Raw genomic sequence first — 24,571 nt, 5'->3', positions numbered from 1 at the left:
TGCAGGGGCGGCGCGGGCCGCCCGGTCACACGAAATCAGGCGGTGGCCTTTTCCCAGCGGTAGCGGCCCAGCTCCGGGTTCAGCGGCGTCTGCGCCAGCACGTTGGCGAAGTTGCACAGGGTCGCCAGGCTGATGCCCAGCAGCACTTCCAGGGCGTTGCCATCACTGAAACCGGCGGCGCGGAAGGCCGCCAGGCTCGCGTCGCTGACCGCGCCACGGGTGGCGATGGCCTCGCGGGCGAAGGTGGCCAGAGCTTCCAGGCGGGCATCGGGGAGTTCGCGCTGTTCGCGCAGGGCGGCTATCACTTCCTCAGGCAGCTTGGCCTTGTTGTAGGCCACCGCGGTATGCCCGGCGACGCAGAAGTCGCAGCCGTGGGTGGTGGCGGCGATCAACTGCACCACCTCGCGCTCCGCCAGGCCCAGGTCGGACTTGCCGTTGAGGCCGGAGACGGTCACGTAGGTTTCCAGCGCGGCCGGCGCGTTGGCCAGCACGCCCAGCAGGTTGGGGATGAAGCCGGAGCCCTTGAGGGCGTTCTCGAGGAAGGGTTTGGCGGCTTCAGGCGCGCTGTCGAGGGTCTGGATGGGCAGGCGGGACATGGTTCGACTCCGTTGAAATGGGGTGTCGAAAAAGTCTGTTGGTAATAAGAAATCCATTCAATATTCTAAAGTCGCTATCACTTGCTCATGAGTCTTTCCATTAGATGATTTCGTCCAGCCCCCTGGTTGATTGGTTATTAGACAGCCTTGAACTGAGCGCCAGCCTGTTCCACGTGGGCCGCTATTGCGGCGGCTGGCACGCCTCCACCCACGGGCTGGCGCGGGCGAGCTTCCACCTGGTGGTGCAGGGGCACTGCTGGCTGCACCTGGACAACGAGCCGCCGTGCCGGCTGGACAGCGGCGACGCGGTGTTCATCCTGCGCGACGTGCCGTATCGGCTCTCCAGCGAAGCCAGCGCCGAAGACGCGGCCTGCCAGCCGCGCCAGAGCATGACCGCGCTGGAGTGGCAGGCCGAGGACGGCGTGGGCCTGGTCTGCGGGTTCTTCCATTTCGATTCGGGGCTGTCGGCGCTGATCATCGACGCCCTGCCCGCCTTCCTCGTGCTGCGCGCCGGGGAGCCATCCCAGCGCGCCGCGCGCAGCCTGTTCGAGCTGATCCTGGAGGAGTGCCGGCGGCAGCCCGCGCCGTCGCAACAGATGCTCGAACGCCTGAGCCACCTGCTGTTCCTCTATGTGCTGCGCCAGCAGGTGGTGGCCAACCCGTCCCTCGGCGGGCTGGTCGCCCTCGCCCGCCAGCCGCAGTTCGCCGGCCTGCTGGAGCAGATGATCCAGCAGCCGCAACTGCCCTGGACGCTGGAAGACATGGCGGCCTGCGCCGGGCTGTCGCGCTCGGCCTTTTTCAAGCGCTTCAACGAAACCTGCGGACAGTCGCCCGGCCAGGTGCTGCTGGCCCTGCGCATGGGCCAGGCGTGCCGTCTGCTGAAGGCCGACCAGAGCGTGGCGGAAGTCGCCGCGGCGGTCGGCTACCAGTCCGTCGCCGCGTTCACCCGCGCCTTCCACAAGGCCACCGGGCAGCAGCCGGGCGCCTTCCGCCGGGCAGCGAACTAGGCCGCCCGGCGCCGGGCATAACCTTATGCCCGAATGATCTGCAAGATTTCCCCGCCTCGCGCCACAGATACGTCAGCGGACCTCTGTCCGAGCCCTCTGAATTGTCTGGAGCTGCCATGCCACCTGCCCCGCTTGCCGACGCACTGCCGGCGCCCGATTGGGCCCCCCTGCGCGCCGCCCTGGAACGCGACCGCCTGGGATCAGGCGAATGGCCCACCTGGCTGCTGCTGGTCGGCGTCCAGGCCGGCTGGTTCGCGCTGCTGCTGGCCAGCCCCTGGCTCGGCGTGTGGCCGACCACGGCGCTGCTGGTTCCCCTGGTGGCGCTGTGGATGTCGGTGCAGCACGAGCTGATGCACGGCCACCCGACGCGCCTGCCGCGGCTGAATGCCCTGCTGGGCTTCATGCCCTACGCACTCTGGTACCCCTACCCGCTGTACCGCGACAGCCACCTGGCGCACCACCGCGACGAGCACCTGACGCTGCCGGGCATCGACCCGGAAAGCCGCTACATCGGCCACGCCGGCTGGCACCGCTTGCCCGCGCCGGCGCGCGTGCTGCGCTGGGCGGACAAGACGCTGCTGGGGCGGCTGCTGATCGGCGCGCCCATCGCCCTGTGCGGCCTCGCCATCGAGGAAGGCCGCAAGCTGCGATGCGGGGATCGCCAGGCGTGGCGTATGTGGTCGATCCATGGCGCGCTGTGCGCGGCGCTGCTGGTCTTCGTAGCGCACTTCAGCGCGCTCTCGGCGCTGCACTACCTTGTCTGGGTCAGCGTGCCGGCACTGGCCCTGGGCATGCTGCGCTCCTTCTACGAGCACCGCCCCGCCGCCGCGCCGGAGCAACGCAGCGTGCTCAACGAAGCGGGCTGGCCGTGGCGCTGGCTGTTCCTCAACCTCAACCTGCACCTGGTCCACCACGACCTGCCCTGGGCGCCCTGGTATCGCCTGCCGCAGCTGTACCTCGCGCACCGCGACTACTGGCTGCAACGCAGTGGCGGCTTCCTCGTGCGCGGCTACGGTGAACTGATCCGCCGCCACGCCGTGCGGCCGGTGGACAGCCCCCGCCACCCCTTCGCCGCAACGGAGCCGAGCGCATGACCCGGGCCCTGGCCGAACTGCCGATGTACACGGCCCCGGACGTCGTCCGCGAGGCCAGCGACGCCTGGATCGCGCGCACCCTGGCGCTGCTAGGCGTGCACCGCGAGCCGTGGTCGGGCGATGATCTGCACGCCCTGTTCCTGAACCCGCAGCTGCTCTTCACCCAGACCTGCGGCTATCCCCTGATGACCGCCCTGCGCGGCCGGGTGCGGCTGGTCGGCCGCCCGGACTTCGACCTGCCGCACAGCGCCGGCGGTGAGCATTGCAGCCTGCTGCTGGTGCGCGAAGACGACCCGCGCCACCACCTCGACGCCCTGCGCGGCTGCCGCGGCGCGGCCAACAGCCCCGACTCCAACACCGGCATGAACCTGCTGCGCCACGCCCTGGCCCCCTGGCAGCGCGGCAGCCGCTACTTCGGCGAGTTGCACTGGAGCGGCAGCCATCGCCAGAGCCTGGCGTGGCTGCGCGAAGGCCGGGTCGATCTGGTCGCGATCGACAGCGTCACCTTCGCCTATCTGGCCCTGTATTCACCCGGGGAAACCAGCGGCGTCCGCCTGCTGCAACGCAGCGCGCCGAGCCCTGCCCTGCCCTACATCACCGGCGCCGGCGAGGCGCAGGCGGGGGAGATCCGCGAGGCCCTGAGCCTGGCCCTGGAGCAGCAGCCCGAAGTGCGCGCCGCGCTGCGCATCCGCCGCGTTCTGCCCGCTGCCGAGGCGGACTACGAGGTGCTGCTGGACTACGAGCGCGAGGCGGCCGAACGGGGCCTGGCGGCGCTGCATCCCGGCCAGTGAAGGCCGCTGCGCAGCAGCCGAGTTTTGGTTATAAATATCTATTACAAAGCTATTTTTAAAGAATAAGAGGCCTTGCTAGGATGGCTCCACCGGAACACCGGACTCCCCCGCATCACTCACGCTTCTGGAGCCGTCATGTCCGGTGCTGACAATTCCCATGGCCAGTATGTTGGCCTGCTGTTCCGCCAGCATTACGACTGGCTGCAAGGTCGCCTGCGCCGGCACCTGGAGTCCGGCGCCAGCGCCGAGGACCTGGCGGCGGAAACCTTCGTCCAGCTGCTCGCAAGCCCCGTACTGGCGCCGATCCGCGAGCCCCGCGCGCTGCTCACCACCATCGCCCGCCGCCTGCTGTTCCAGCTCTGGCGGCGCCGCGACCTGGAGCGCGCCTACCTGCAGACTCTCGACCCCGAGGCCGCCGACGAGCGTTCGCCGGAGCAGATCGCCGAACTGCTGGAGGCGCTGCAACGCATCGACCAGTTGCTCGACGGCCTGCCCGCCAAGGTCAAGGCGACCTTCCTGCTGTCGCAGATCGACGGCCTGACCTACCCGGAAATCGCCCGCACCCTGGGCATCTCCCAGCGCTCGGTGAGCGACTACATGACCCGGGCCCTGCAACGCTGCCTCAAGGCCAGCCTGTCATGAGCCCGGAAGAACACCAGGCCCTGCTGATCGAGCAGGCCACCCGCTGGTTGGTGCTGCTGCGCTCGGGCCAGGCCAGCCGCGAAGACTGGGAAGCCTTCAGCGCCTGGCGCGAACGCGACCCGCGTCACCAGCAGCTCTGCGAACGGCTGGAGCAGACCCTCGGCGCCTTCCGCGTGGCCCAGGCCCAGGGGGTGCGCGGCGAGCAATTGCAGCGCACCCTCAGCGCCGCCGGGGCCAGCCGCCGGCGTCTGCTGCGTGGCGCGCTGGTCGGCGCGGGCGTGATGCTTGGCGCCGGCTTGCTCGCCCAGCGGCAACTGCCCCTGGACGAGCTGAGCGCCGACCTGCACACCGCCACCGGCCGGCGCCAGCGCGTCAGCCTCGACGACGGCAGCGAGCTGGTGCTCAACGCACGCAGCGCCGTGGACGTCGACTTCACCGCCCAGCGCCGCGTGCTGCGTTTGCGGCGCGGGGAAATCCAGCTGCGGGTGGCCGGCGACCGCCGTCCGATGCTGGTCACCAGCCCCTTCGGCCAGGTGCTCAGCCAGGGCGGCCGGCTGCAGATGCGCCTCGGCGACGAGCGCTGCACCGCCCTGGCCCTGGACGGCACGCTGGACCTGGCCACCCTGGCCGGCGAGCGCCTGCAACTGCCGCGCCGCCAGCAGGTGAGTTTCGACCGCTACGCCTTCGCCCGACCCACGCCCCTGCTGGGTGGCGAAGGCGCCTGGGTGGACGGCCTGCTGGAGGTGCGCAACCAGCCCCTGGCGGAGGTACTCGATGCACTGCGCGCCTACCGCAGCGGCGTGCTGCGCGTCGATCCGGCGGTGGCCGGGCTGCGCGTCAGCGGGCTGTTCCGCCTGGACGACAGCGACCAGGCGCTGGATGTCCTCGCCCGCACCCTGCCGATCCGCGTCGCGCGGCGCACGGACCTGTGGGTCAGCGTCGGGCCGGCCTGACAGCGCCCTGCCCGAGCGGTTCTAACGACATAACCAATCGATCTGCAAGGTTCCCGCGGGCCGTTGCACAGAGATGACGTAAGCGCCGCCCTTTGCGGCGCATCCTCTGGGGGAGTCATGTCGCGTCATTTGAAGTTCACTCGCAAGGCCGGGGCCTTCGCCCTGGGTTCGCTCGCCGCCCTGTTCCTCGGCTCGGCGCTGGCCGCCGGGCCGTCGCAGGCCTACCACATCGCCGCCGGGCCGCTGGATGAAGTGCTGCTGTCGATCAGCCGGCAGAGCGGCCAGGTGATTTCCTTCACCCCGGACGTAGGCCGCTATTCCTCGGCGGCGGTCGATGGCACCTACTCCGCGCAACAGGCGGTGGACGCGGCGCTGCGCGGCACCGGCCTGCAGCTGCAGGTCAGCGAGGACGGCGCCTTCGTCATCCGCAAGGCGGCGGGCGGCGCTCAACGGGCCAGCGGCGCGGCGGCGGAATCGGCCGTGCCGACGCTGGACCGCGTGGTCGCCATCGGCACCCGTCGCCAGGACGCCACCGCGCTGACCAGCAGCGCGCCGGTGGACGTGATCGACGCCAGCGAGCTGGTGCAGACCGGCGCCACCAGCCTCAACCAGGCGCTGTTCCAGTTGCTGCCCTCGTTCAACTTCCCGCAGAACCAGAGCGCCACCCGCGGCCAGGACCCCAAGGGCGCATCGCTGCGCGGGCTGTCGCCGGACCAGACCCTGGTGCTGGTCAACGGCAAGCGCCGGCATGCCTCGGCGGTGGTGAACATCTCCGGCGGCGTGCCCTTCATCGGCGCGCAATCGGTGGACCTGGACATGATCCCCATCAGCGCCATCGACCACGTCGAAGTGCTGCGCGACGGCGCGTCGGCGCAGTATGGTTCCGACGCCATCGCCGGGGTCATCAACATCGTCCTGAAGGAGCGCGACAGCGGCGGCCAGGCCAACGCGCAACTGGGCAAGTACAGCCAGGGCGACGGCTTCGGCAAGTCCGCCGACGGCTGGTACGGCCTGGCGCTGCCCGGGGACGGCTTCCTCACCCTGAGCTTCAACGGGCTGAACAACAAGCCCGACGACATCGGCGAGACGTACTACGCCGACGGCCAGCGGCAGGACCCGCGCTGGGGCGGCGCGAGCCGGGAGAAGTTCAACCTGGCGGCCAACGGCGAGGTCGGCCTGAGCGATGCCTGGCGCCTCTACAGCTTCGGCACCTTCGGCCGCGACACCTCGTACAACAACACCCCGCCGCTGCTCGCCAGCAGCCCCAACAACGTGCCGCAGATCTACCCCAACGGCACCATCCCGCAGTACCGCTACCACTACGAGGACGCCTCGCTGACCTTAGGCTCGCGCTACGACGACGAAGCCCTCGGGCGCTTCGATCTGTCCGCCACCTATGGCCGCGACCGGCACACCGAGCGCGCCTCGGACACCGTCAACCCGAGCTACGGCGTGGCCAGCCCGACCAGCTTCGACGTCGCCACGCTGACCAACGAGCAGACCAACCTCAACTTCGACTACAGCCGCGACGTCCCCGTGGACTGGGCGTTCAAGCCGCTGACGCTGTCCGCCGGCCTGGCCTGGCGCGACGAGCGCTATCGCCTGGAGGACGGCGACTTCGCCTCCTACTCCTTCGGCGGCATCGATGGCGTGCAGGTCGGCGCGGTGCAGGCCTCGGGGCTGACCCCGGACGACGCCGCCACCTATACCCGGCAGGTCCGCGGCCTGTACCTGGGCCTGGAGAACCAGCTGACCGAGCGCTTCCAGTTCGGCCTCGCCGCCCGTACCGAGCACTACTCGGACTTCGGCGACACCACCACCGGCAAGCTCTCCGCGCGCTACGAACTGACCCCGCAACTGGGCCTGCGCGCCACCATCAACAACGCCTACCGCGCGCCCACCCTCGGGCAGATCGGCACCTCCTGGACCACCACCACCAACGTCGGCGCCGACGGCAACCCGGTGCTGACCCGCATGCTGCCGGTGGACAACCCGGCGGCGCGCGCCCTCGGCGCGCAGCCACTCAAGCCGGAGAAGTCCGACAACTACTCCCTGGGCGTGGTGTGGCGGCCCAGCGAGCAGGCGTCGCTGACCGTGGACGCCTACCAGATCGATATCCGCGACCGCATCCTCTACAGCGGCGGCATCTTCGGCCCCGAGGCCGAGCGCATCCTCACCGAAGCGGGCTACGGCCAGTACAGCTGGGCGCAGTTCATGACCAACGCCGCCGACACCCGCACCCGCGGCGTGGACGTGGTCGGCAAGTACAACCTGGAGCTGGGCGCCTACGGCAACCTGGCGCTCTCCGCCGGCTACACCAAGACCCGCACGCGGGTGCAGAAGATCCACGAGAACCCCAACGGCTTCGTCACCGTCACCCGCGAATCCGAGGGCTACCTGGAACACGGCTACCCCGAGGACAAGCTGGTGCTGGGCGCCGTGCACAGCGTCGGCCCCTGGACCTTCAGCCTCTACGAGACCCGCTTCGGCCGCTACCGCAAGTACGCCGCCGACGCCAGCGCGTCGCAGTACGACCAGACCTTCTCCGCGCAGTGGGTCACCGACCTCGACCTGAACTATGCGTTCAACCGCAGCCTGAAGGTCTCGGTGGGCGCCAACAACCTCTTCGACAGCCGCCCGGACAAGTACAACGACCAGCTGCGCCAGACCCCGGCCCAGCAATACAGCTACCTGTCGCCGGCCGCGCCGGAAGGCACCTTCTACTACACCAAGCTCACCTACGACTTCTGACCGCAACGGGCGTGCCCTGGCACGCCCGCACCATCACCTGCACGAGGAAACCCTGCATGCAATCGTTCAAACGCTGGTTCGGCGGCGCCGCCCTCGCCCTCGGCCTGCTGGCCGCCGGGGCCCAGGCCGCCGACGAGAGAGCCCCCATTCATTTCGGCGAACTCACCTGGGAAAGCGGCAGCCTGATCACCGAGGTGCTGCGCGTGCTGGTGGAACAGGGCTACGGCTACCCCACCGACACCCTGCCCGGCAGCACCGTCAGCCTGGAAGCGGCCCTGGCGCGCAACGACGTCCAGGTCATCGGCGAGGAATGGGCCGGGCGCAGCCCCGCCTGGGTCAAGGCGCAGGCCGAGGGCAAGGTGTTCGGCCTGGGCGACACGGTGAAGCACGCCGACGAAGGCTGGTGGGTGCCCGAATACGTGATCAAGGGCGACGCCGCGCGCGGCATCGCGCCCCTGGCGCCGGACCTGCGCTCGGTGGCCGACCTGCCGCGCTACCACGAGGTGTTCCGCGACCCCGAAGCGCCGGACAAGGGCCGCTTCCTCAACAGTCCCACCGGCTGGACCTCGGAAATCGTCAACTCGCAGAAGCTCAAGGCCTACGGCCTGACGGACAGCTTCACGAACTTCCGCACCGGCTCCGGCGCGGCCCTGGACGCCGAGATCGCCTCGTCGATCCGCCGTGGCAAGCCAGTGCTGTTCTACTACTGGTCGCCCACCCCGCTGATGGGCCGCTACAAGCTGGTGCGCCTGGAAGAACCGCCATTCGACGCCGAGGCCTGGAAGACCCTGAGCGATGCGAAGAATCCCAACCCGCGCGGCACCCGTTCGATGCCGGCGCGGCTGTCGGTGGGCGTCTCGGCCGCCTTCCACCGGGACTACCCGGAGCTGGTCGCGGTGTTCGAGAAGGTCGACTTCCCCATCGGTCTGCTCAACGCCTCCCTGGCGAAGATGAGCGAGACGCGCCAGCCGCCGCGCGAAGCCGCCCGTGACTTCCTCCGGGCCAACCCGCAGGTCTGGCACCCCTGGGTCAGCGACGACGTGCGCAGCAAGGTCGAGGCCGCGCTGTGAGTTCGAGCTTTCCCCAGGGGCTGCACCACTCCATCGCCGCGCCGGTGAACCAGTGGGTGGACAGCCTGGTACTGAACTACGGCGACCAGTTGCGGCAGCTGTCCGACAGCCTGCTGCAGCTGGTCACGCTGCTGGAGAACCTGCTGCGCCTGCCGCCGTGGTGGTTGCTGCTCACGCTGCTCGGGTTGCTCGCCTGGCACGCCGGGCGCAGCTGGAAGCGCGCCCTGCTGCTGGTGGCGCTGCTGTTCCTGATCGGCGTGGTCGGGCTCTGGGACAAGCTGTTGCAGACCTGCGCCCTGGTGCTGGTGGCCACCGGCCTGTGCGTGCTCATCGGCGTGCCGCTGGGCGTGCTGCTGGCGTACCGGCCCCTCGCCCGCCACATGCTGATGCCGCTGCTGGACGTCATGCAGACGCTGCCCAGCTTCGTCTACCTGATCCCGGTGCTGATGCTCTTCGGCCTGGGCAAGGTGCCGGCGATCTTCGCCACGCTGATCTACGCCCTGCCGCCGCTGGTGCGCCTGACCGACCTGGGCCTGCGCCAGGTCGACCCGTCGGTGCGCGAAGCCGCGCGCTGCCTGGGCGCCAGCCGCTGGCAGCGGCTGCGCCACGTGGAGCTGCCGCTGGCGCTGCCGAGCCTGATGGCCGGGCTGAACCAGACGGTGATGATGGCGCTGTCGATGGTAGTGGTCGCCTCGATGATCGGCGCGCGCGGCCTGGGCGAGGATGTGCTGGTGGGCATCCAGACCCTGGATGTCGGGCGCGGCGTGGAGGCGGGCCTGGCGATCGTCGCGCTGGCCGTGGTGATCGACCGGGTGACCCAGGGATACGGACGGGCGGCCCGCTAGCGGGCCCCGGGAAGGATTCCTCCGGCGGTCGTCACGCAGGACTGCCGGAGGATGGCTCGGTCAAAGGTGCGGTCAAAAAAGAGGTCAGTTGCTCGCCACGTCCGGCCGCCACACCGGCACCGCGCGGGCGTCCACCGGCTTGGGCAGCAGGCCTTCGGCGAAGAAGGCGTCGGCGATGCGCTGCTGCTCGTCGAGGCCGTCGGCGCGCACCGGCTGCACGTCGTAGCTGCGGCGGGCGTTGGCCTGCTCGACGGTGGCGACGTCCAGGTTGCCCCACAGCGGGCCGAGTACCTTGGCGGCATCGGTCGGGTGTTCCTTCACCCAGCGGCCGGTTTTCTGCAGCTGCGCGAAGACCTGCTTGAGCACTTCCGGGTGCGCCTTGGCGTAGGCGGTGGAGGCCAGGTAATAACGCTGGTAGCTGGCCAGGCCTTTCCCGTCGGCGAGCACGCGGGCGTTCTGCTGGCGCTGGGCGCTGGCGACGTACGGGTCCCAGGTCACCCAGGCATCGACCTTGTGGTTCTCGAAGGCGGCGCGGCCGTCGGCGGGCGTCAGGTACGCCGGCTGGATATCGGAAAACTTCAGCCCGGCCTTCTGCAGCGCGGCGATCAGCAGGTAGTGGCTGCCGGCGGCCTTGGTCACGGCCACGCGCTTGCCCTTGAGGTCGGCCAGTGACTTCAGCGGCGAATCCTGCGGGACGAGGATCGACTGCGCCGTGGGCGACGGGGTTTCGCGGGCGAAGTAGGTCAGTTGCGCGCCGGCGGCCTGGGCGAACACCGGGACGGTATCGGCGACGTCGGCGGACAGGTCGACGTTGCCCACGTTGAGCGATTCCAGCAGCGGCAGGCCGCTGGGGAATTCATGCCAGGTGACCTTGATGCCCTGCTTGCCCAGCTCGCGCTCCAGGCTGCCCTGCGCCTTGACGACGGTGAGCAGCGTGGAGGATTTCTGGAAGCCGATGCGCAGGGTCTCTTCGGCCTGCGCGGTCAGGGCACCGAACAGGGCGACGGAGGCGCTCAGGCCAATGGCGAAACGGCGCAGGAACAGGGGGCGGGACATGGATACGGCTCCTCGGAGACGGAGTGGCCGCTCGCTGAGCGAGGGCGGACCACAGGACAGGTCAGGTAAGGCGAGATGACTCCGGTGGTCCGGTCGGCTGAGATTACAGCTATAAAAAACAACGAATAAATAATTTCTGGTTCTTAAGTAATGCCGGCGTCGGCAGCGCCCGGCCAGCACGCAACCCGCGGCAGGAGGGGCCATGCCCCCTGCGCGCGGGTCGCTGATGGTGGGTGATTTCGCCCGTTAGTGGAAGGAACCGGCGAACGAGGTGTCGATCACGCTGGAGGTATCGAAGGCCTTGGGCAGCGCCCCGGTCTGCAGGAGGAAGTCGGCGGTGCCCTGGTAATCGGCGGCCGCCGGCGGGTCCACCGGGCCGACGCTCATCGCTGCCTGGCCGATCCAGTGACGCGAGACGGACTGGTCGAGGTTGGCCTTCTTCGCCCAGATGTCTGCGTACTGCTCCTTGTGCGCCTCGACCCAGGCACGGGCCTTCTGCAGGCGGCCGAGGAAGTCGGCGATCTGCGCGCGCTTGGGCTCGATGGAGTCGGCGTTGGCGGCGATGCTCGACAGACCCGGCATCAGGTTGCGGGCGGTGAGGATCGGGCGCGCGCCGGAGAACACGATCTGCTGCGAGATGTACGGCTCCCACACCGGGAAGGCGTCGATACTGCCCCGCGGCAACGCGGCGGCGGCGTCGATGGGCATCAGCTTGACGAACTCCACGTAGTCGCTGGGCAGGCCGGCCTTTTCCAGCGCGCGCAGGGTCAGCTGCTGGCTCCAGGCGCCAGGCCAGTAGGCGACCTTCTTGCCCTTGAGGTCGGCGATGGTCTTCACCGGCGAGTCCTTGGGCACCAGCAGCGCGATGGTGTCGGGGTTCTGCCGGGAGATGCCGATGAGCTTCACCGGCGCGCCCTTGGCGGCGAGGAAGATGAACCCCGAGTCACCGAGAAAGCCCAGGTCCAGCGCACCGGCCTGCAGGCCCTCGGCCACCGGCGCGGCGGACTGGAAATGCTTCCAGTCGACGGTATAGGGCGCGCCTTCGAGCACGCCGGACGCCTCCATCGAGGCGCGCACGTTGTAGTAGTTCTGGTCGCCCACCCGCAGGGTCGGCAGGTCGGCGGCCTGGGCCAGCGGCGCGCCCAGGATCAGCGCGGCGAACGTGGCGCGCAGGCGTTGCTTCAGGTTCATCGAAAGGCTCCTCAGCCGGCGCGCCGCAGTTGCGGCAGGCGGGCGATCTGTTCATGGATGGCGGGAATCAGGCCCTGGCCGTAGCGCACGGCATCGCCGAGCGGGTCGAAGCCACGGATCAGGAAGGTGGAAACGCCCAGGCGGTAGTACTCGCCCAGCGCGGCGGCGACCTGTTCGGGCGTGCCGACCAGGGCGGTGGAGTTCCAGCGGGCGCCGGTGAGGCGGGCCACGCCGGTCCACAGGCGGGTGTCGAGCACGTCGCCCTGCTGGGCAGCGGCCAGCAGGCGCTGGGAACCGACGTTCTCCGGCTGGTGGTCGTTGAGCGGCAGGCCCAGGCGCGTGCGGTTCTCGCGCACCTGTTCGAGGATGTCGGCGGCGCGCTTCCAGGCCGCCTCTTCGGTGTCCGCGACGATGGGCCGGAAGGACACCGAGAAGCGCGGGTCGCGCCCCTGCGCCCGGGCGGCGGCGCGCACGCGGCGGATGTGCCCGTCGACGGCCGCCAGCGGCTCGCCCCACAGCATGTAGGTGTCGGCGTGCCGCGCGGCGACCTCGATGGCAGCGTCCGAAGAGCCGCTGAAGTAGATCGGGATGTGCGGCTTCTGCCGTGGGCGCACCGCGGGCGAGGCGCCCTGGAAGCGGTAGAACTCGCCGCTGAAATCCACCGGGGACTCGGCGGTCCAGATCTGCCGCAGGGCCTGCAGGTATTCGTCGGTGCGGGCGTAGCGGCGGTCGTGGTCGAGGTAGTCGCCGTCGCGCGCCAGGTCTTCGTCGTTGCCACCGCTGACCACGTTGAGGGCCAGGCGGCCATCGCTGAACTGGTCGAGGGTGGCGAGTTGGCGGGCGGCCAGGGGCGGTGCGATCACGCCCGGCCGGTAGGCCAGCAGGATGCCCAGCCGGCTCGTAGCGGCGGCGACGAAGGAGCTGACCACCGCGCCCTCGGCGGCATTGCTGAAATAGCCCACCAGCACGCGGTCGAAGCCGGCGTCCTCATGGGCCTGGGCGAACCGCCGGACGAACCCGGCATCCACCGCCTCCCCCAACGGCTGATCCACCTCGGAACTCGGGGTGGCGGTGATCATGCCGAGAATTTCCACGCTCACTGTGTTGCCCTCGCCTGGGCCGCGGCATCGCACCGGCGGCTTGCGTTATAAGAAAAACGCCCTGTGTGGCGTCGTTCTTAGAAGCTATAGGCAAGTTCTTCATGATGGAAATTCATTTTTGTCATATCCTAATATGCTAATTGCGCATATTTTGATGCCACCAACTTGCGCGCCGAGCTTTTCGCTGTTTGCAGGAGCGAGCTTGCTCGCGAACGGGGCCGCGACGACACCATCCGGGTGAACCAGCGAGCGAACGGAGTTCGCGAGCAAGCTCGCTCCTACAGGCCCACCCGCGGCGTCACCTGACCGCAGACCGTAGGGCGCATAACGCGCCAGCGTTCTCCGCCACAAGGCAATCGGCGGATAACCCGTCCCGGGCTATGCGCCCTACGTGCGGATCGCCGCGCCCTTCTCCTTGGCGAAGGAGCAACTGTCTTCGGTCCGTGCCTGTGTTTCCCTCTCCCTAACCCTCTCCCTGAAGGGAGAGGGGACTGGATCGGTGCCGGCTGAAACTGTGGCGTCAAACCCGTAGGGCGCATAACGCACCAGCGTTATCCGCCACAAGGCAATCGGCGGATAACCCGTTCCGGGTTATCCGCCCTACGTGCGGATCGCCGCGCCCTTCTCCTTGGCGAAGGAACAACTGTCGTCGGTCCGTGCCTGTGTTTCCCTCTCCCTGAAGGGAGAGGGAACTGGATCGGTGCCGGCTGAAACTGTGGCGTCAGACCCGTAGGGCGCATCACGCCCCAGCGTTATCCGCCACAGGCAATCGGCGGATCGCCACGTCTTTCACCTTGGCGTAGGAGCGGACTTTGTCCGCGATGGGTTCGCGTCGCGCCGGACACCCTCGCGGACGGAGTCCGCTCCTACACACCTGCAGGCGCCCTAAGGGGCTCTTCGTAGGACCGAGGGGGACGCCTAGTCCTTGCTCGCGAACAGGGCCGCCACGGCGCATCCGGCCACACACCGAGCGGGGGCGGTTCGCGAGAATCGTAGCGGCGTCGGGCGCACAACGCGCCCAGGCCCGTCGGGCGGATAACGCGCCAGCATTATCCGCCGCGAGGTGATGGGCGGATTCAGGCCGGCGAAATATCCAGCCCGCTGGCCACTGCCGCGCCGAACAGCTGCGCCGGCGTTTCCAGGTTGCCGAGCAGGCGCGGGCGCACCAGCCAGAGCTGGATCAGCGGCTGGAAGTCCTCCAGTTGCAACACCCGCAACTGCTCGCGATAACGGCTGCGCCCCAGGGCCGGCGCGGGCACCAGGCCCAGGCCGCGGCCCTCCGCCACCAGCCCGAGCTGCAGTTCGCTGCCGAAGGTTTCCAGGTTCAGTTGCAGCCCCAGGCCCTGGTCGGCCAGGGCGCGCTGCAGGCCGGCGCGAAAGCCGCACCCGTCCGGGTTGAGCACCCAGCCATGCTGGTAGCAATCGAGCAGGCGGCGGGCCTGCACGTCGCTGTCCTTCGCCACCACCACGCACAGTTCGACGCGGCCCAGCGGCGTGGCGCCCAGGTCATCGGGGAATACCTTGCTCGGCGGGAACAGCACCACCGCCGCGTCCAGCTCGGCATTCTCCAGCCGCGCCAGCAGGTGGCTGCCCCAGCCGCTGCTGACCTGCGCGCGCAGTTCCGGGTACTCCTCGGCCAGGCGGCGCAGGGCGTCGAGCAGCACGACTTCGCCGATGCTCTGCGGCACGCCCAGGCGCAGCACGCCGCTGGGGGCGCTGTCGCTGGCCACCAGCTCGCGCAGGCCGTCCACCTCGCGCAGCACCCGCAGGCACTGCTCGAACACCCGGCGCCCGGCGGCGGTGGGCTTGAGCGGCTTGGTGTTGCGGTCAAGCAGTTCCACCGCCAGGGACTCCTCCAGGCTCTGCACCCGGCGGGTGATGGCCGACTGCGTCAAGCCGAGGCTTTCGGCGGCCTGGCTGAGGGAGGCGTTGCGGATCACGGCGACGAAGGCGTCGATGTCATCGATCTTCATGAAACGGGCACCAATTGCATTTCTTGCATATTAGCTTAGATTCAAAATGCATTTCAGGAATAAAAAACCGTTTGATACCGTAGCGCCAAACCCGACCGGAGTGAATCTTTGCGCATGCCAGCCCCTCTGCGCCTCGACCGCCTGCGCCAGTTCATCGGCGACCTCGCGGCCCTCATCGACAGCCAACCCGACGAAGCCGCGCTGCTCGCCCAGGCGACCCCGCTGCTGGCCGACCTGGTGCGCCACGACGACTGGCTGCCCGAGGACTACGCCCGTCCCGATCCGCAGCGCTACCAGCAATACCTGCTGCACGCCGACTCGCGGCAGCGCTTTTCCGTGGTCAGCTTCGTCTGGGGCCCGGGCCAGCGCACGCCGGTGCACGACCACCGCGTCTGGGGCCTGATCGGCATGCTGCGCGGCGCCGAGTATTCGCAGCCCTTCGCCTTCGCCGCGGACGGCAGCCTGCAGGCGGCCGGCGAGGCGCATCGCCTGGAGCCGGGCGAGGTGGAAGCGGTATCGCCGCGCATCGGCGACATCCACCAGGTGAGCAATGCCTTCAGCGACCGCGCCTCCATCAGCATCCACGTCTACGGCGCCAACATCGGCGCGGTGCGACGTGCCGTATTCAGCGCCGACGGTGAAGAGAAACCCTTCATCTCCGGCTATTCCAACAGCCAGTTGCCCAATATCTGGGACCTGTCGAAAGAGAACCCCGCATGAGTCAGATCACCCGCCGCTCCTTCCACGACATCCGCGCCGCCCTCCTCGCCCGCCAGGAATTGGCGCTGCTGGATGTGCGCGAGGAAGACCCGTTCGCCCAGGAGCACCCGCTGTTCGCCGCCAACATCCCGCTGTCCAAGCTGGAGCTGGAGGTCTACGCCCGCGTGCCGCGCCGCGACACGCCGATCACCGTCTATGACGATGGCGAGGGCCTGGCCGAGGTCGCCGCGCAACGCCTGCTCGCCCTGGGCTACAGCGACGCCGCCCTGCTCGAAGGCGGCCTCGCCGGCTGGCGCGCGGCCGGCGGCGAGCTGTTCAAGGACGTCAACGTGCCGAGCAAATCCTTCGGCGAGCTGGTGGAAGCCGAGCGCCACACGCCGTCGCTCGCGGCGGAGGAAGTGAAAGCGCTGCTCGACCAGCAGGCCGACGTGGTGGTGCTGGACGCCCGCCGCTTCGACGAATACCAGACCATGAGCATCCCCGGCGGCATCAGCGTGCCGGGCGCCGAACTGGTGCTGCGCGTGGCCGAACTGGCGCCGGACCCGGCCACCCGCGTCATCGTCAACTGCGCCGGGCGTACCCGCAGCATCATCGGCACCCAGTCGCTGGTGAATGCCGGCATCCCCAACCCGGTCTCGGCGCTGCGTAACGGCACCATCGGCTGGACCCTCGCCGGGCAACAGCTGGAGCATGGCCAGGCGCGGCGCTTCGCCGAGGTATCGGCCGACACCCGCCAGGCCGCCGCCCTGCGCGCCCGTGCCGTGGCCGACCGGGCGCAGGTGGCGCGCATCGACCGCGCCGGCCTGCGCCAGTGGCAGGCGGACGCCGCCCGCACCACCTACCTGTTCGACGTGCGCACCCCGGAGGAGTACGAAGCCGGCCACCTGCCGGGCTCGCGCTCCACCCCCGGCGGCCAGCTGGTGCAGGAAACCGACCACGTCGCCAGCGTGCGCGGTGCGCGCCTGGTGCTGGTGGACGACGATGGCGTGCGCGCCAACATGAGCGCCTCCTGGCTCGCGCAGATGGGTTGGGAAGTGGCGGTGCTCGACGGCGCAGGCGCTGCCGATTTCAGCGAGACAGGCGCCTGGAGCGCCCCGCTGCCGGCGAAGCCGCAGGCCGAGACCATCACCCCGCAGACCCTGGCCGACTGGCTGCGGGCGCCGGGCACCGCCGTGCTCGACTTCACCGCCAGCGCCAACTACGTGAAGCGCCACATCCCCGGCGCCGCCTGGGCCCTGCGCAGCCAACTGCGCCAGGCACTGGCCGCGCTGGGTGATGCCGACCGCTACGTGCTCACCTGCGGCACCAGCCTGCTGGCGCGCTTCGCGGTGCCGGACGTGGCGGCGCTGACCGACAAGCCGGTGTTCCTGCTCGAGGGCGGCACCAGCGCCTGGGTCGCCGCCGGCCAGCCGACCGAGGAAGGCGAAAGCCTGCTGGCGGCGCCCCGCATCGACCGCTACCGCCGCCCCTACGAAGGCACCGACAACCCGCGCGAGGCCATGCAGGGCTACCTCGACTGGGAGTTCGGCCTGGTGGAGCAACTGGGCCGCGACGGCACCCACGGTTTCTACGTGATCTGATGCGCCAGCGCTCGCCTGCCCGTTCGCGGGCGGGCGAGCCAGACAGTCGCCCTTCGCCTCAGCTCGCCAGCAACTCGCGCAGGTGCCGGTTGATGGCCTGGGGCTTTTCCAGCATCAGCTGGTGACCGCAGTGCTCCAGCACCTCGAAATGCGAGTTCGGCAGCCGCTCGTGCAGCGCCCGGGCGCGCTCGGCCGGCGTCAGACCGTCGCTGTCGCCGGAGACGATCCGCACCGGCAGCAGCAGGCGCTCCAGTTCCCCCTCCGGCAGCCAGGACGCCTGGCTGACCAGCGCCTTGAACACGTCCAGGCGGTTGTGGCGCGTCAGGCGCTCCTCGTATTCCACCAGCTCCGGGTCGGCGTCGGCGTGCCAGGCGCGCTCGCGAAAGCCCTTCGCCAGGACCGGCCGCAGCCACTCCAGCAGCCACGCCGGCAGCGACAACAGCCCGCCGCGTCCCAGCGGCCGCGCGAGCTGGGTGCCCAGCAGCAGCGCCGCGTCGATCAGTTGCCCCTGCCCTTCGGCCTGCAGCCGGAGCAGGCTGCTGATGCTCAGCCCGGTGCCGAACGAATGCGCGGCGAGGATGTTGCGCTCGCCGGCATGGCGCCGCAGCACCGCCACCTGGTCGGCCACCAGTTCGTCCCAGGCGTAGTCCGCCGCGCGCCGGGGCTTGTCGCTGGCGCCGTGGCCCAGCAGGTCCCAGGCCACCAGGCTGTAGCCGGCGGCCTGCAGTTCGCGCCACTGCTCGCGCCACTGGTCCTTGTTGCCGCCACCGCCGTGGGCGAAGAACACCACGGTGTGCGGGTGGCTGTGCCCCTGGCTGTACGCCAGGCTGATGCGCCGGCCGGGGCGGATTTCGATCGGCTCGCCGCGTACGCGGGGCAGTTCCTGGGTCCAGTGTTCAGCCATGCAGGGCAACCTCCTTCGAATGGGCCAGGCCCAGGTGATCACGCAGCGTGGTGCCGCTGTAGCGTCGGCGGAACACACCGCGCCGCTGCAACTGCGGCACCACCTGGGCAACGAAATCGTCGAGGCCGCCGGGCAGGTACGGCGGCATGATGTTGAAACCGTCCGCCGCACCGGACTCGAACCACGCCTGCAACTGGTCGGCGATGTCCGCGGCGGTGCCGGCGACCACGCGATGGCCGCGCGCGGCGGCGATCCGCTGGTACAGCTGGCGGATGCTCAGGCCCTCGCGCCGCGCCAGGTCCAGCAACAGGTGCTGGCGACTGACGCCGGACTCGGTGGGCGGCAGTTCCGGCAGCGGGCCGTCCAGCGGCCATGGCGACAGGTCGAAGCCGCCGGCCACGTCCGACAGCAGCGACAGCCCCACCACCGGCTGCACCAGCTCCTGCAACTGGGCGCGGCGCTCGTCGGCCTGCGCGCGGCTGGCGCCGAGGATCGGCAGCACCCCGGGCATCACCTTCAGCGCGTCCGGGTCGCGGCCGTGGCGCGCCACCCGCTGCTTGATATCGCGGTAGAACGCCTGGGCGCCGGCCAGTTCCGGCTGCGCGGTGAACAGCACCTCCGCCTGCCGCGCCGCCAGTTCCCGGCCGGCTTCCGACGCGCCGGCCAGCACCTGCACCGGCGCCACGCCGCGGGCCGCCCAGCGCTCGCGCACGCGCTGGAGGAAGTCCTCGGCCATGCGGTAGCGGCAGGCGTGCTCGTAGTGGCGGTCGCGGCCGAAGTTGCCGGCCTCCTCGGCGTTGCTCGAGGTCACCAGGTTCCAGCCGCTGCGGCCGCCGCTGAGGGACTCCAGGGTGGCGAAGGTGTCCGCCACGTTCGCCGCGTCGTTGTAGGACGACGTGACGGTGGCCACCAGCCCGATGTGCCGGGTGCTCACCGCCAGATTCGCCAGCAGCGTCAGCGGCTCGAAGTGCTCGGTGCGCGCCATGCGGCTCAGCGCGTCCAGGCGCCCCGGCAGCATGGCCAGGGTGTCTGAGAGGAAGATCGCATCGAAGCAGCCGCGCTCGGCGGTGCGCGCCAGCGCCCGGTAGTGCTCCACGTCCAGCCCGCCAGCGGCGTGCGCGCCGGGGTGTCGCCAGCCCGCCAGGTGATGCCCGGTGGCCATGAGGAAAGCGCCCAGCGCCATCTGCCGTGGCGCCGTCATGCGGGCTCCTCCACGTCGCGCAGCGGATGCGCGGCGAGCAGCCGGCGCGTGTAGTCGTGGCGCGGCGCGCGCAGCACCTGTTGCGCCTCGCCCAGTTCGACGATGCGCCCGCCCTGCATCACCGCGATACGGTCGCACAGGCGCGCCGCCACCTGCAGGTCGTGGGTGATGAACACCAGGCTCAGGCCCAGGTCGCGCTGCAGCCGTTCCAGCAGTTCCAGCACCTGCTGCTGCACCAGGGCGTCCAGCGCCGACACGCACTCGTCGGCCACCAGCACCTTGGGCTGCAGGGCCAGGGCGCGGGCGATGCCGATGCGCTGCCGCTGTCCGCCAGAGAAGTCCCGCGGGTAGCGCTCGAAGGCGGCGTCGGGCAGGCCGACCTGCTGCAGCAGCTCCCGCGCGCGGCGCTCCGCCTCGCTGGCGGAAACCCCATGCGCCAGCGGCCCGGCCATGATCTGCCGGCCAACGCGCTGGCGCGGATTGAGCGAGGCGAAGGGGTCCTGGAAGACCATCTGCACCTGCTGGCGCAGCGGGCGCAGGCGGCGCTGCGAGAGGGACGCCAGGTCCTCGCCACGCAGCAGGATCTGCCCGCCGTCCGGGCGCAACAGGCGCACCAGCGCCCGCCCAAGGGTGGTCTTGCCCGAACCGGATTCGCCGACGATGCCCAGGCATTCGCCGGGGCGCAGGTTGAACGAGGCGTCGGCCAGGGCGGTGACGCGGCGTCGGCGCCACAGGCCCTGGCGACTGTCGTAGTGCTTGTGCAGGCCGCTCACCTCCAGCAGCGGCGCGACGTCCGCCTCGAAGCGCCGAGGGCGGCGCTGGCCGGGCGCGAGCGCCGCCAGCAGCTGGCGCGTGTAGGGATGCTGCGGCGCGTCCAGCACCTGGCGCAACGCACCCTGCTCCACCGCGCGGCCCTTTTGCATCACCAGCACGCGGTCGGCGATGGCCTCCACCACGGCGAAGTCATGGGTGATCAGCAGCACCGCCATGCCCTTCTCGCGGCGGATGCGCCGCAGCAGGTCGAGCACCTGGGCCTGGGTGCTGACGTCCAGCGCCGAGGTCGGTTCGTCGGCGATCAGCAGGGCCGGCTCCAGCGCCAGGGCGATGGCGATCACCACCCGCTGGCGCTGGCCGCCGGAGAGCTGGAAGGGATAGGCGTGGTAGAGGCTGTGCGGCTCGGGCAGGCCGACGTAGCCGAGCAGGTCGAGCACCCGCTCGCGGCGCTTGGCCGCCGACGCCACGCCGTGGGCGCGCAGGCTCTCGTCCACCTGCCGGCCGACGCTCATCAGCGGGTTGAGCGCACTCATGGGCTCCTGGAACACCATGGCGATGTCCTTGCCACGCAGCTCGCGCATGCCCGCCTCGCTGCGCCCGGCCAGGTCCTCGCCGCGAAAGCGGATGCTGCCGGCCACCGGCGTCAGATGCGCCGGCAAGAGGCGCAGGATGGCGTTGGCCAGCATCGACTTGCCCGAGCCGGATTCGCCGACCACGCAGAGCACCTCGCCAGCCGACAGGTCGACGGACAACCCGTTCACCGCGCAGGCACGGTCGCCGCCGGCCGGCAGGTCGATGCGCAGGTCGTGTACTTCCAGCAGTTTCTCGCTCATGGGCGGCCTCCCTGGCTGCCGGTTGTCTGCACCGCTTCGCGCAGCGCCTCGCCGACACGCTGCACCGAGAGCACCGTGAGCAGGATCGCCACGCCCGGCAGCAGGCTCATCGACGGCGCCTCGCGCAGCAGGTTGCGCGAGGCATTGATCATGTAGCCCCAGCTCATCGCCTCCGGGTCGCCCAGGCCAAGGAAGGCCAGCGCGGCTTCGGTGAGGATGGCGGCGGCGAGGATGAAGGTGAGGCTGACCAGCAGCGGCGACAGCGCGTTGGGCAGGATCTGCACGAAGACGATGCGCACCGGCCGCTGGCCCAGCACCAGCGCCGCCTGGACGAACTCGCGCTGGCGCAGGCTGAGGAATTCGCTGCGCACCAGCCGCGCCACCGGCGGCCAGGCCACCAGCGCCAGGGCCAGCACCACCGAGCCCACCGAGGGTTCCATCAGCGCCACCAGCACCACCGCCAGCACGAGCTGCGGGATGATCTGGAAGCACTCGGCGATGCGCATCAGCAACTCATCGACCCAGCCGCCGAAATAGCCGGCGGTGGCGCCGATCAGCAGCGCCGGCAGCAGGGTCGCCAGGGTCGCCAGCAGCCCCACGGTCAGCGAGGTGCGCGCGCCATAGAGCAAGCCGGTGGCGATGTCGCGGCCGAGCATGTCGGTGCCCAGCCAGTGGCTGGCATCGCTGAACGGCGGCACCAGCGGCCGCGCCAGCATCTCCCAGGGCGAGGCCGAGCACAGCCAGGGCGCCAGCAGCGCCGAGGCGGCCAGCAGGACCAGGAACCCGGCGGCGAACAGCGCGCCGGGTCGGGCAAACGCATGACGCAGGCTCATCGCACCTCCCCCGCCGCGCCGATGCGCGGGTCCAGCAGGCGGCACAGCAGGTCGGCGAGGAAGTTGAACGCCACCACCAGGCAGGAGATCACCAGGAACACCCCCAGCAGCAACGCATAGTCGCGCTGGCTGAGCGCGTCGTAGAGCAGCCGGCCGATGCCCGGCCAGGCATAGACCACCTCGATCAGCAGGGCGCCGCTGGCCAGTTGGCCGAGCTGCAGACCGGCGAAGGTCACCACCGGCACCAGCGCATTGCGCAGCACGTGGGCCAGCAGGATGCGCCCCTCGCCCAGCCCCTTGGCGCGGGCCAGGCGCACGTGTTCCTGGGGCAGGATGTCGAGCATGGCGCTGCGCGTCAGGTGCACGTACATCGCCAGCGACAGGAAGCTCAGCGACAGGCACGGCAGCAGCAGGTGGCCGAGGCGGTCCGTCCACCAGGCCCAGCCGCGCAGGTCGGCGCCGACGCTCTGCATGCCGAACGCCGGCAGCCAGCCCAGCTGCACGGAGAACAGCAGCACCAGCAGCAGCGCGAGCCAGAAGGGTGGCGTGGCGAACAACACCCAGACCGCGCGGCCGATGAAGCGGTCCAGCCGGCCGCTGCCCTGCTGGCTGCGCGCGGCGAGCACGCCCAGGGTCACGCCGAGGGTGAGCGACACGGCAAAGGCCGACCCCATCAGCAGCAGCGTGGCGGGCAGGCGCTCGGCGATCAGTTGCCAGACGCCTTCCTGGTTGCGGTAGGAGTAGCCCAGGTCGAGGTGGGCGATCTGCGCGAGGTAGCGCCACAGCTGCACCGGCAGCGGCAGGTCCAGGCCCATCTGGCCGCGCAGCCGGGCGATGTAGTCGGCATCGTCGCTGCCCGCCTCGCCCGCCATCAGCAGCGCCGGGTCGCCCGGTGCCAGGCGCAGCAGCAGGAAGGCGCCCACCAGCACCGCGACGATCAGGGCCAGCGCACGCCCCAGGCGCGCGCCGGCGTACAGCAGCACATTCATTGCTTGGCAGGCTCCAGGTAGACCTCGGCGTAGCTGTCGTTGAGGCTGGTGGCGCTGCGGATCAGGTTGTGCACGCGCTGCTGGTAGAGCGTGGGGAAGCGCATCTCGAAGATCGGCGCGATCGGCAGGTCATCGTTGAGCTTGCGCTCCAGTTCGCCATACACGGCCTGGCGCTGCGGGCCTTCGGGCGTGTTGGCGACGCGCTGCCAGAGCGCGTCGGCGGCGGCGTCGCTGTAGCCGGTGATGTTGGCAAACGGCGAGGTCTTGAGGATGTAGTCGGTGCGGTACAGGTAGGCCGTGGTCAGGTACGGGTCGCCAACCTGGAAGATGAAGTTGTAGGTCAGGTCGAAGTCCCAGTCGCTGGCGCGCTGGTACCAGGTGGCGGCGTCGGAGGTCGCCACCTGCACCTTGATGCCCAGCGGCTGCAGCGCCTGCTTGGTGTACTCGGCCAGGCGCTCCCAGGCACCGCCCTTCTCGCCATTGAGCAGGCGCACCCGCAGCGTGCTGACGTCCACGCCGGATTCGGCGATCAGCGCCTTGGCCCGGGCCGGGTCATAGCCGTACTGCGGCAGCTTCGGATCGTGGAAGGCGCCGAGGAACGGCCCGGCCGCCACGCGGCCGGTGCCGAAGAAGATGTTGTCGACGATGAACTGGCGGTTCAGCGAATAGAGGATCGCCTGGCGCACCTTGGGGTTGTCCAGGCCCGGCTTGCGGGTGTTGATCTGCAGGAAAGCCAACCCTGGGTACAGCTCGTAGCCCTTCTCCGAGGCCTCGACGCCCGGCAGCTGCGACAGGCGCTTGAGGTCGGCGTAGTCGGCGTCGCCGCTGCGCAGCACCTGCACCTCGCCGCGCTCGAAGGCCGCGGCGCGGGCGGCGGCGTCGGGGATGACGTGGTAGACGATGCCGTCCAGGTACGGCAGGCCCTGGTGCCAGTACGCCGGGTTGCGCGCCAGGCGGATGTAGGCGCCGCGCTTCCACTCCTGGAAGACGAACGGCCCGGTGCCCACCGGCTTGAGGTTGTACGGGTTGCTGCGGTAGTCGGTGCCGGCATACAGGTGCTTGGGCACGATGGGCCGCAGCCCGCTGCCCAGGGCCGAGAGCAGCGGCGAGAAGGGTTTCTTCAGCTGGAACACCACCTGGTCGGTGCCCTTGGCCTGCACGCTCTGCACGTACTCGGCGAAGAGACTCGCCATGCGCTTGTCCACCTCCGGATAGAAGTCCTGGAAGCTGAACACCACGTCATCGGCGCTGAAGGGCTGGCCGTCGTGCCATTTCACGCCCGGTTGCAGCTCGAAGGTGTAGGTCAGGCCGTCCGCCGACACCGTCCAGCGGCGGGCCAACACCGGTTGCGGCTTCAGGTCGGTGTCGAAGGTGATCAGCCCTTCGAGGATCTTGCCGCCGACGTACTGGGTGGCGACATGGCTGACCACCGCGTGGGACAGCGACGGCGGTTCCGGTTGCGCCACCAGGTCGAGCTGGCCGCCGCGGGTCGGCTCCGCCACGGCGGCGCCTGCCATGGCCAGGCCGGCCGCCAGCAGGCCGGCGAGCAGCCGGGCATGGCGAGGGCGTCGGGGCGCGCGGCGGAAGGTGGGACTGGACATGGAAGCTCCTGCAGGATCAGCGCCGCGAATCGGCTTTGCAGGGGCTTGAGCAAGCGCTGTGCCATGG

21 protein-coding genes are annotated in these 24,571 nt (G+C 70.0%); 10 read left to right on the top strand and 11 right to left on the bottom strand.

Going from position 1 to position 24,571, the window contains the following annotated elements; translation table 11 throughout:
- Positions 1–35 precede the first annotated feature (35 nt).
- Positions 36–596 (bottom strand): carboxymuconolactone decarboxylase family protein, encoded by a 561-nt coding sequence (locus tag ACNFIA_RS08295; protein WP_416783967.1) that lies wholly within the window; start codon positions 594–596, stop codon positions 36–38.
- A gap of 104 nt (positions 597–700) precedes the next feature.
- Here ACNFIA_RS08295 and ACNFIA_RS08290 point away from each other — a divergent pair, with 104 nt between their 5' ends.
- From ACNFIA_RS08290 to ACNFIA_RS08255, 8 genes are all read left to right on the top strand, one after another.
- Complete coding sequence (locus ACNFIA_RS08290) at positions 701–1,603, top strand: AraC family transcriptional regulator (protein ID WP_416783965.1); 903 nt, start codon at positions 701–703, stop codon at positions 1,601–1,603.
- A 116-nt stretch (positions 1,604–1,719) separates the two neighbouring features.
- Positions 1,720–2,697: a fatty acid desaturase gene (locus tag ACNFIA_RS08285; protein ID WP_416783963.1), complete on the top strand. Its 978-nt coding sequence runs from the start codon at positions 1,720–1,722 to the stop codon at positions 2,695–2,697.
- Positions 2,694–3,488, top strand: coding sequence for a phosphate/phosphite/phosphonate ABC transporter substrate-binding protein (locus ACNFIA_RS08280; RefSeq protein WP_416783961.1), 795 nt, complete (start codon positions 2,694–2,696; stop codon positions 3,486–3,488). The genes ACNFIA_RS08285 and ACNFIA_RS08280 overlap by 4 nt, the downstream gene beginning before the upstream one ends.
- Before the next feature lie 135 nt (positions 3,489–3,623).
- The gene (locus tag ACNFIA_RS08275) at positions 3,624–4,130 is read left to right on the top strand and encodes a sigma-70 family RNA polymerase sigma factor (protein WP_416783959.1); all 507 of its coding nucleotides are present in this window, start codon (positions 3,624–3,626) and stop codon (positions 4,128–4,130) included.
- Positions 4,127–5,083: a FecR domain-containing protein gene (locus ACNFIA_RS08270; RefSeq protein WP_416783957.1), complete on the top strand. Its 957-nt coding sequence runs from the start codon at positions 4,127–4,129 to the stop codon at positions 5,081–5,083. The genes ACNFIA_RS08275 and ACNFIA_RS08270 overlap by 4 nt, the downstream gene beginning before the upstream one ends.
- Positions 5,084–5,200: 117 nt before the next feature.
- A complete protein-coding gene (locus tag ACNFIA_RS08265; RefSeq protein WP_416783955.1) occupies positions 5,201–7,834 on the top strand; it encodes a TonB-dependent receptor domain-containing protein in 2,634 nt (877 codons plus the stop codon).
- 56 nt (positions 7,835–7,890) lie between these two features.
- Complete coding sequence (locus ACNFIA_RS08260; protein ID WP_416783953.1) at positions 7,891–8,904, top strand: ABC transporter substrate-binding protein; 1,014 nt, start codon at positions 7,891–7,893, stop codon at positions 8,902–8,904.
- Positions 8,901–9,749 (top strand): ABC transporter permease, encoded by an 849-nt coding sequence (locus ACNFIA_RS08255; RefSeq protein ID WP_416783951.1) that lies wholly within the window; start codon positions 8,901–8,903, stop codon positions 9,747–9,749. The genes ACNFIA_RS08260 and ACNFIA_RS08255 overlap by 4 nt, the downstream gene beginning before the upstream one ends.
- Before the next feature lie 84 nt (positions 9,750–9,833).
- Here ACNFIA_RS08255 and ACNFIA_RS08250 read toward each other — a convergent pair whose 3' ends face one another.
- From ACNFIA_RS08250 to ACNFIA_RS08235, 4 genes are all read right to left on the bottom strand, one after another.
- Entirely contained in the window at positions 9,834–10,805 is a 972-nt protein-coding gene (locus ACNFIA_RS08250) for an aliphatic sulfonate ABC transporter substrate-binding protein (protein WP_416783949.1), read from the bottom strand.
- 246 nt (positions 10,806–11,051) lie between these two features.
- Positions 11,052–11,996: an ABC transporter substrate-binding protein gene (locus ACNFIA_RS08245; RefSeq protein WP_416783947.1), complete on the bottom strand. Its 945-nt coding sequence runs from the start codon at positions 11,994–11,996 to the stop codon at positions 11,052–11,054.
- An 11-nt stretch (positions 11,997–12,007) separates the two neighbouring features.
- The gene (locus ACNFIA_RS08240; RefSeq protein ID WP_416783944.1) at positions 12,008–13,075 is read right to left on the bottom strand and encodes an LLM class flavin-dependent oxidoreductase; all 1,068 of its coding nucleotides are present in this window, start codon (positions 13,073–13,075) and stop codon (positions 12,008–12,010) included.
- A gap of 1,097 nt (positions 13,076–14,172) precedes the next feature.
- The gene (locus ACNFIA_RS08235) at positions 14,173–15,069 is read right to left on the bottom strand and encodes a LysR family transcriptional regulator (protein ID WP_416783942.1); all 897 of its coding nucleotides are present in this window, start codon (positions 15,067–15,069) and stop codon (positions 14,173–14,175) included.
- A gap of 114 nt (positions 15,070–15,183) precedes the next feature.
- Here ACNFIA_RS08235 and ACNFIA_RS08230 point away from each other — a divergent pair, with 114 nt between their 5' ends.
- Both ACNFIA_RS08230 and ACNFIA_RS08225 read left to right on the top strand, forming a co-directional pair.
- Positions 15,184–15,789 (top strand): 3-mercaptopropionate dioxygenase, encoded by a 606-nt coding sequence (locus ACNFIA_RS08230; protein WP_416783940.1) that lies wholly within the window; start codon positions 15,184–15,186, stop codon positions 15,787–15,789.
- Entirely contained in the window at positions 15,786–17,369 is a 1,584-nt protein-coding gene (locus tag ACNFIA_RS08225; RefSeq protein ID WP_416783938.1) for a rhodanese-related sulfurtransferase, read from the top strand. Before ACNFIA_RS08230 ends, ACNFIA_RS08225 begins: the two co-directional genes overlap by 4 nt.
- A gap of 58 nt (positions 17,370–17,427) precedes the next feature.
- On the opposite strand, the gene ACNFIA_RS08220 is transcribed toward ACNFIA_RS08225, so the two are convergent.
- From ACNFIA_RS08220 to ACNFIA_RS08195, 6 genes are read right to left on the bottom strand one after another with little or no spacing between them, the layout of a single operon-like run.
- Complete coding sequence (locus ACNFIA_RS08220) at positions 17,428–18,273, bottom strand: alpha/beta fold hydrolase (protein WP_416783936.1); 846 nt, start codon at positions 18,271–18,273, stop codon at positions 17,428–17,430.
- On the bottom strand, positions 18,266–19,474 hold the full coding sequence (locus tag ACNFIA_RS08215; protein ID WP_416783934.1) for an LLM class flavin-dependent oxidoreductase: 1,209 nt from the start codon (positions 19,472–19,474) through the stop codon (positions 18,266–18,268). Before ACNFIA_RS08215 ends, ACNFIA_RS08220 begins: the two co-directional genes overlap by 8 nt.
- A complete protein-coding gene (locus ACNFIA_RS08210; RefSeq protein ID WP_416783932.1) occupies positions 19,471–21,081 on the bottom strand; it encodes an ABC transporter ATP-binding protein in 1,611 nt (536 codons plus the stop codon). The genes ACNFIA_RS08215 and ACNFIA_RS08210 overlap by 4 nt, the downstream gene beginning before the upstream one ends.
- Complete coding sequence (locus ACNFIA_RS08205) at positions 21,078–21,914, bottom strand: ABC transporter permease (RefSeq protein WP_416783930.1); 837 nt, start codon at positions 21,912–21,914, stop codon at positions 21,078–21,080. Before ACNFIA_RS08205 ends, ACNFIA_RS08210 begins: the two co-directional genes overlap by 4 nt.
- Positions 21,911–22,903: an ABC transporter permease gene (locus ACNFIA_RS08200; protein WP_416783928.1), complete on the bottom strand. Its 993-nt coding sequence runs from the start codon at positions 22,901–22,903 to the stop codon at positions 21,911–21,913. Before ACNFIA_RS08200 ends, ACNFIA_RS08205 begins: the two co-directional genes overlap by 4 nt.
- Positions 22,900–24,504, bottom strand: coding sequence for an ABC transporter substrate-binding protein (locus tag ACNFIA_RS08195; protein WP_416783926.1), 1,605 nt, complete (start codon positions 24,502–24,504; stop codon positions 22,900–22,902). Before ACNFIA_RS08195 ends, ACNFIA_RS08200 begins: the two co-directional genes overlap by 4 nt.
- Between the last annotated feature and the right edge of the window lie 67 nt (positions 24,505–24,571).

The organism is Pseudomonas sp. NY15437 (genome assembly GCF_048068435.1).
GTDB lineage: Bacteria > Pseudomonadota > Gammaproteobacteria > Pseudomonadales > Pseudomonadaceae > Pseudomonas > Pseudomonas nitroreducens_B.
This window is presented reverse-complemented; position numbering and strand designations above follow the sequence as displayed.

Excerpts from the sequence above, each read along its gene's own strand:
- ACNFIA_RS08220 (WP_416783936.1), bottom strand. The coding sequence starts at position 18,273 with ATGGCTGAACACTGGACCCAGGAACTGCCCCGCGTACGCGGCGAGCCG.
- ACNFIA_RS08210 (WP_416783932.1), bottom strand. The coding sequence starts at position 21,081 with ATGAGCGAGAAACTGCTGGAAGTACACGACCTGCGCATCGACCTGCCG.
- ACNFIA_RS08215 (WP_416783934.1), bottom strand. The coding sequence starts at position 19,474 with ATGACGGCGCCACGGCAGATGGCGCTGGGCGCTTTCCTCATGGCCACC.
- ACNFIA_RS08235 (WP_416783942.1), bottom strand. The coding sequence starts at position 15,069 with ATGAAGATCGATGACATCGACGCCTTCGTCGCCGTGATCCGCAACGCC.
- ACNFIA_RS08245 (WP_416783947.1), bottom strand. The coding sequence starts at position 11,996 with ATGAACCTGAAGCAACGCCTGCGCGCCACGTTCGCCGCGCTGATCCTG.
- ACNFIA_RS08230 (WP_416783940.1), top strand. The coding sequence starts at position 15,184 with ATGCCAGCCCCTCTGCGCCTCGACCGCCTGCGCCAGTTCATCGGCGAC.
- ACNFIA_RS08275 (WP_416783959.1), top strand. The coding sequence starts at position 3,624 with ATGTCCGGTGCTGACAATTCCCATGGCCAGTATGTTGGCCTGCTGTTC.
- ACNFIA_RS08270 (WP_416783957.1), top strand. The coding sequence starts at position 4,127 with ATGAGCCCGGAAGAACACCAGGCCCTGCTGATCGAGCAGGCCACCCGC.
- ACNFIA_RS08250 (WP_416783949.1), bottom strand. The coding sequence starts at position 10,805 with ATGTCCCGCCCCCTGTTCCTGCGCCGTTTCGCCATTGGCCTGAGCGCC.
- ACNFIA_RS08195 (WP_416783926.1), bottom strand. The coding sequence starts at position 24,504 with ATGTCCAGTCCCACCTTCCGCCGCGCGCCCCGACGCCCTCGCCATGCC.
- ACNFIA_RS08205 (WP_416783930.1), bottom strand. The coding sequence starts at position 21,914 with ATGAGCCTGCGTCATGCGTTTGCCCGACCCGGCGCGCTGTTCGCCGCC.
- ACNFIA_RS08265 (WP_416783955.1), top strand. The coding sequence starts at position 5,201 with ATGTCGCGTCATTTGAAGTTCACTCGCAAGGCCGGGGCCTTCGCCCTG.
- ACNFIA_RS08225 (WP_416783938.1), top strand. The coding sequence starts at position 15,786 with ATGAGTCAGATCACCCGCCGCTCCTTCCACGACATCCGCGCCGCCCTC.
- ACNFIA_RS08260 (WP_416783953.1), top strand. The coding sequence starts at position 7,891 with ATGCAATCGTTCAAACGCTGGTTCGGCGGCGCCGCCCTCGCCCTCGGC.
- ACNFIA_RS08280 (WP_416783961.1), top strand. The coding sequence starts at position 2,694 with ATGACCCGGGCCCTGGCCGAACTGCCGATGTACACGGCCCCGGACGTC.
- ACNFIA_RS08295 (WP_416783967.1), bottom strand. The coding sequence starts at position 596 with ATGTCCCGCCTGCCCATCCAGACCCTCGACAGCGCGCCTGAAGCCGCC.
- ACNFIA_RS08290 (WP_416783965.1), top strand. The coding sequence starts at position 701 with ATGATTTCGTCCAGCCCCCTGGTTGATTGGTTATTAGACAGCCTTGAA.
- ACNFIA_RS08200 (WP_416783928.1), bottom strand. The coding sequence starts at position 22,903 with ATGAATGTGCTGCTGTACGCCGGCGCGCGCCTGGGGCGTGCGCTGGCC.
- ACNFIA_RS08285 (WP_416783963.1), top strand. The coding sequence starts at position 1,720 with ATGCCACCTGCCCCGCTTGCCGACGCACTGCCGGCGCCCGATTGGGCC.
- ACNFIA_RS08240 (WP_416783944.1), bottom strand. The coding sequence starts at position 13,075 with ATGATCACCGCCACCCCGAGTTCCGAGGTGGATCAGCCGTTGGGGGAG.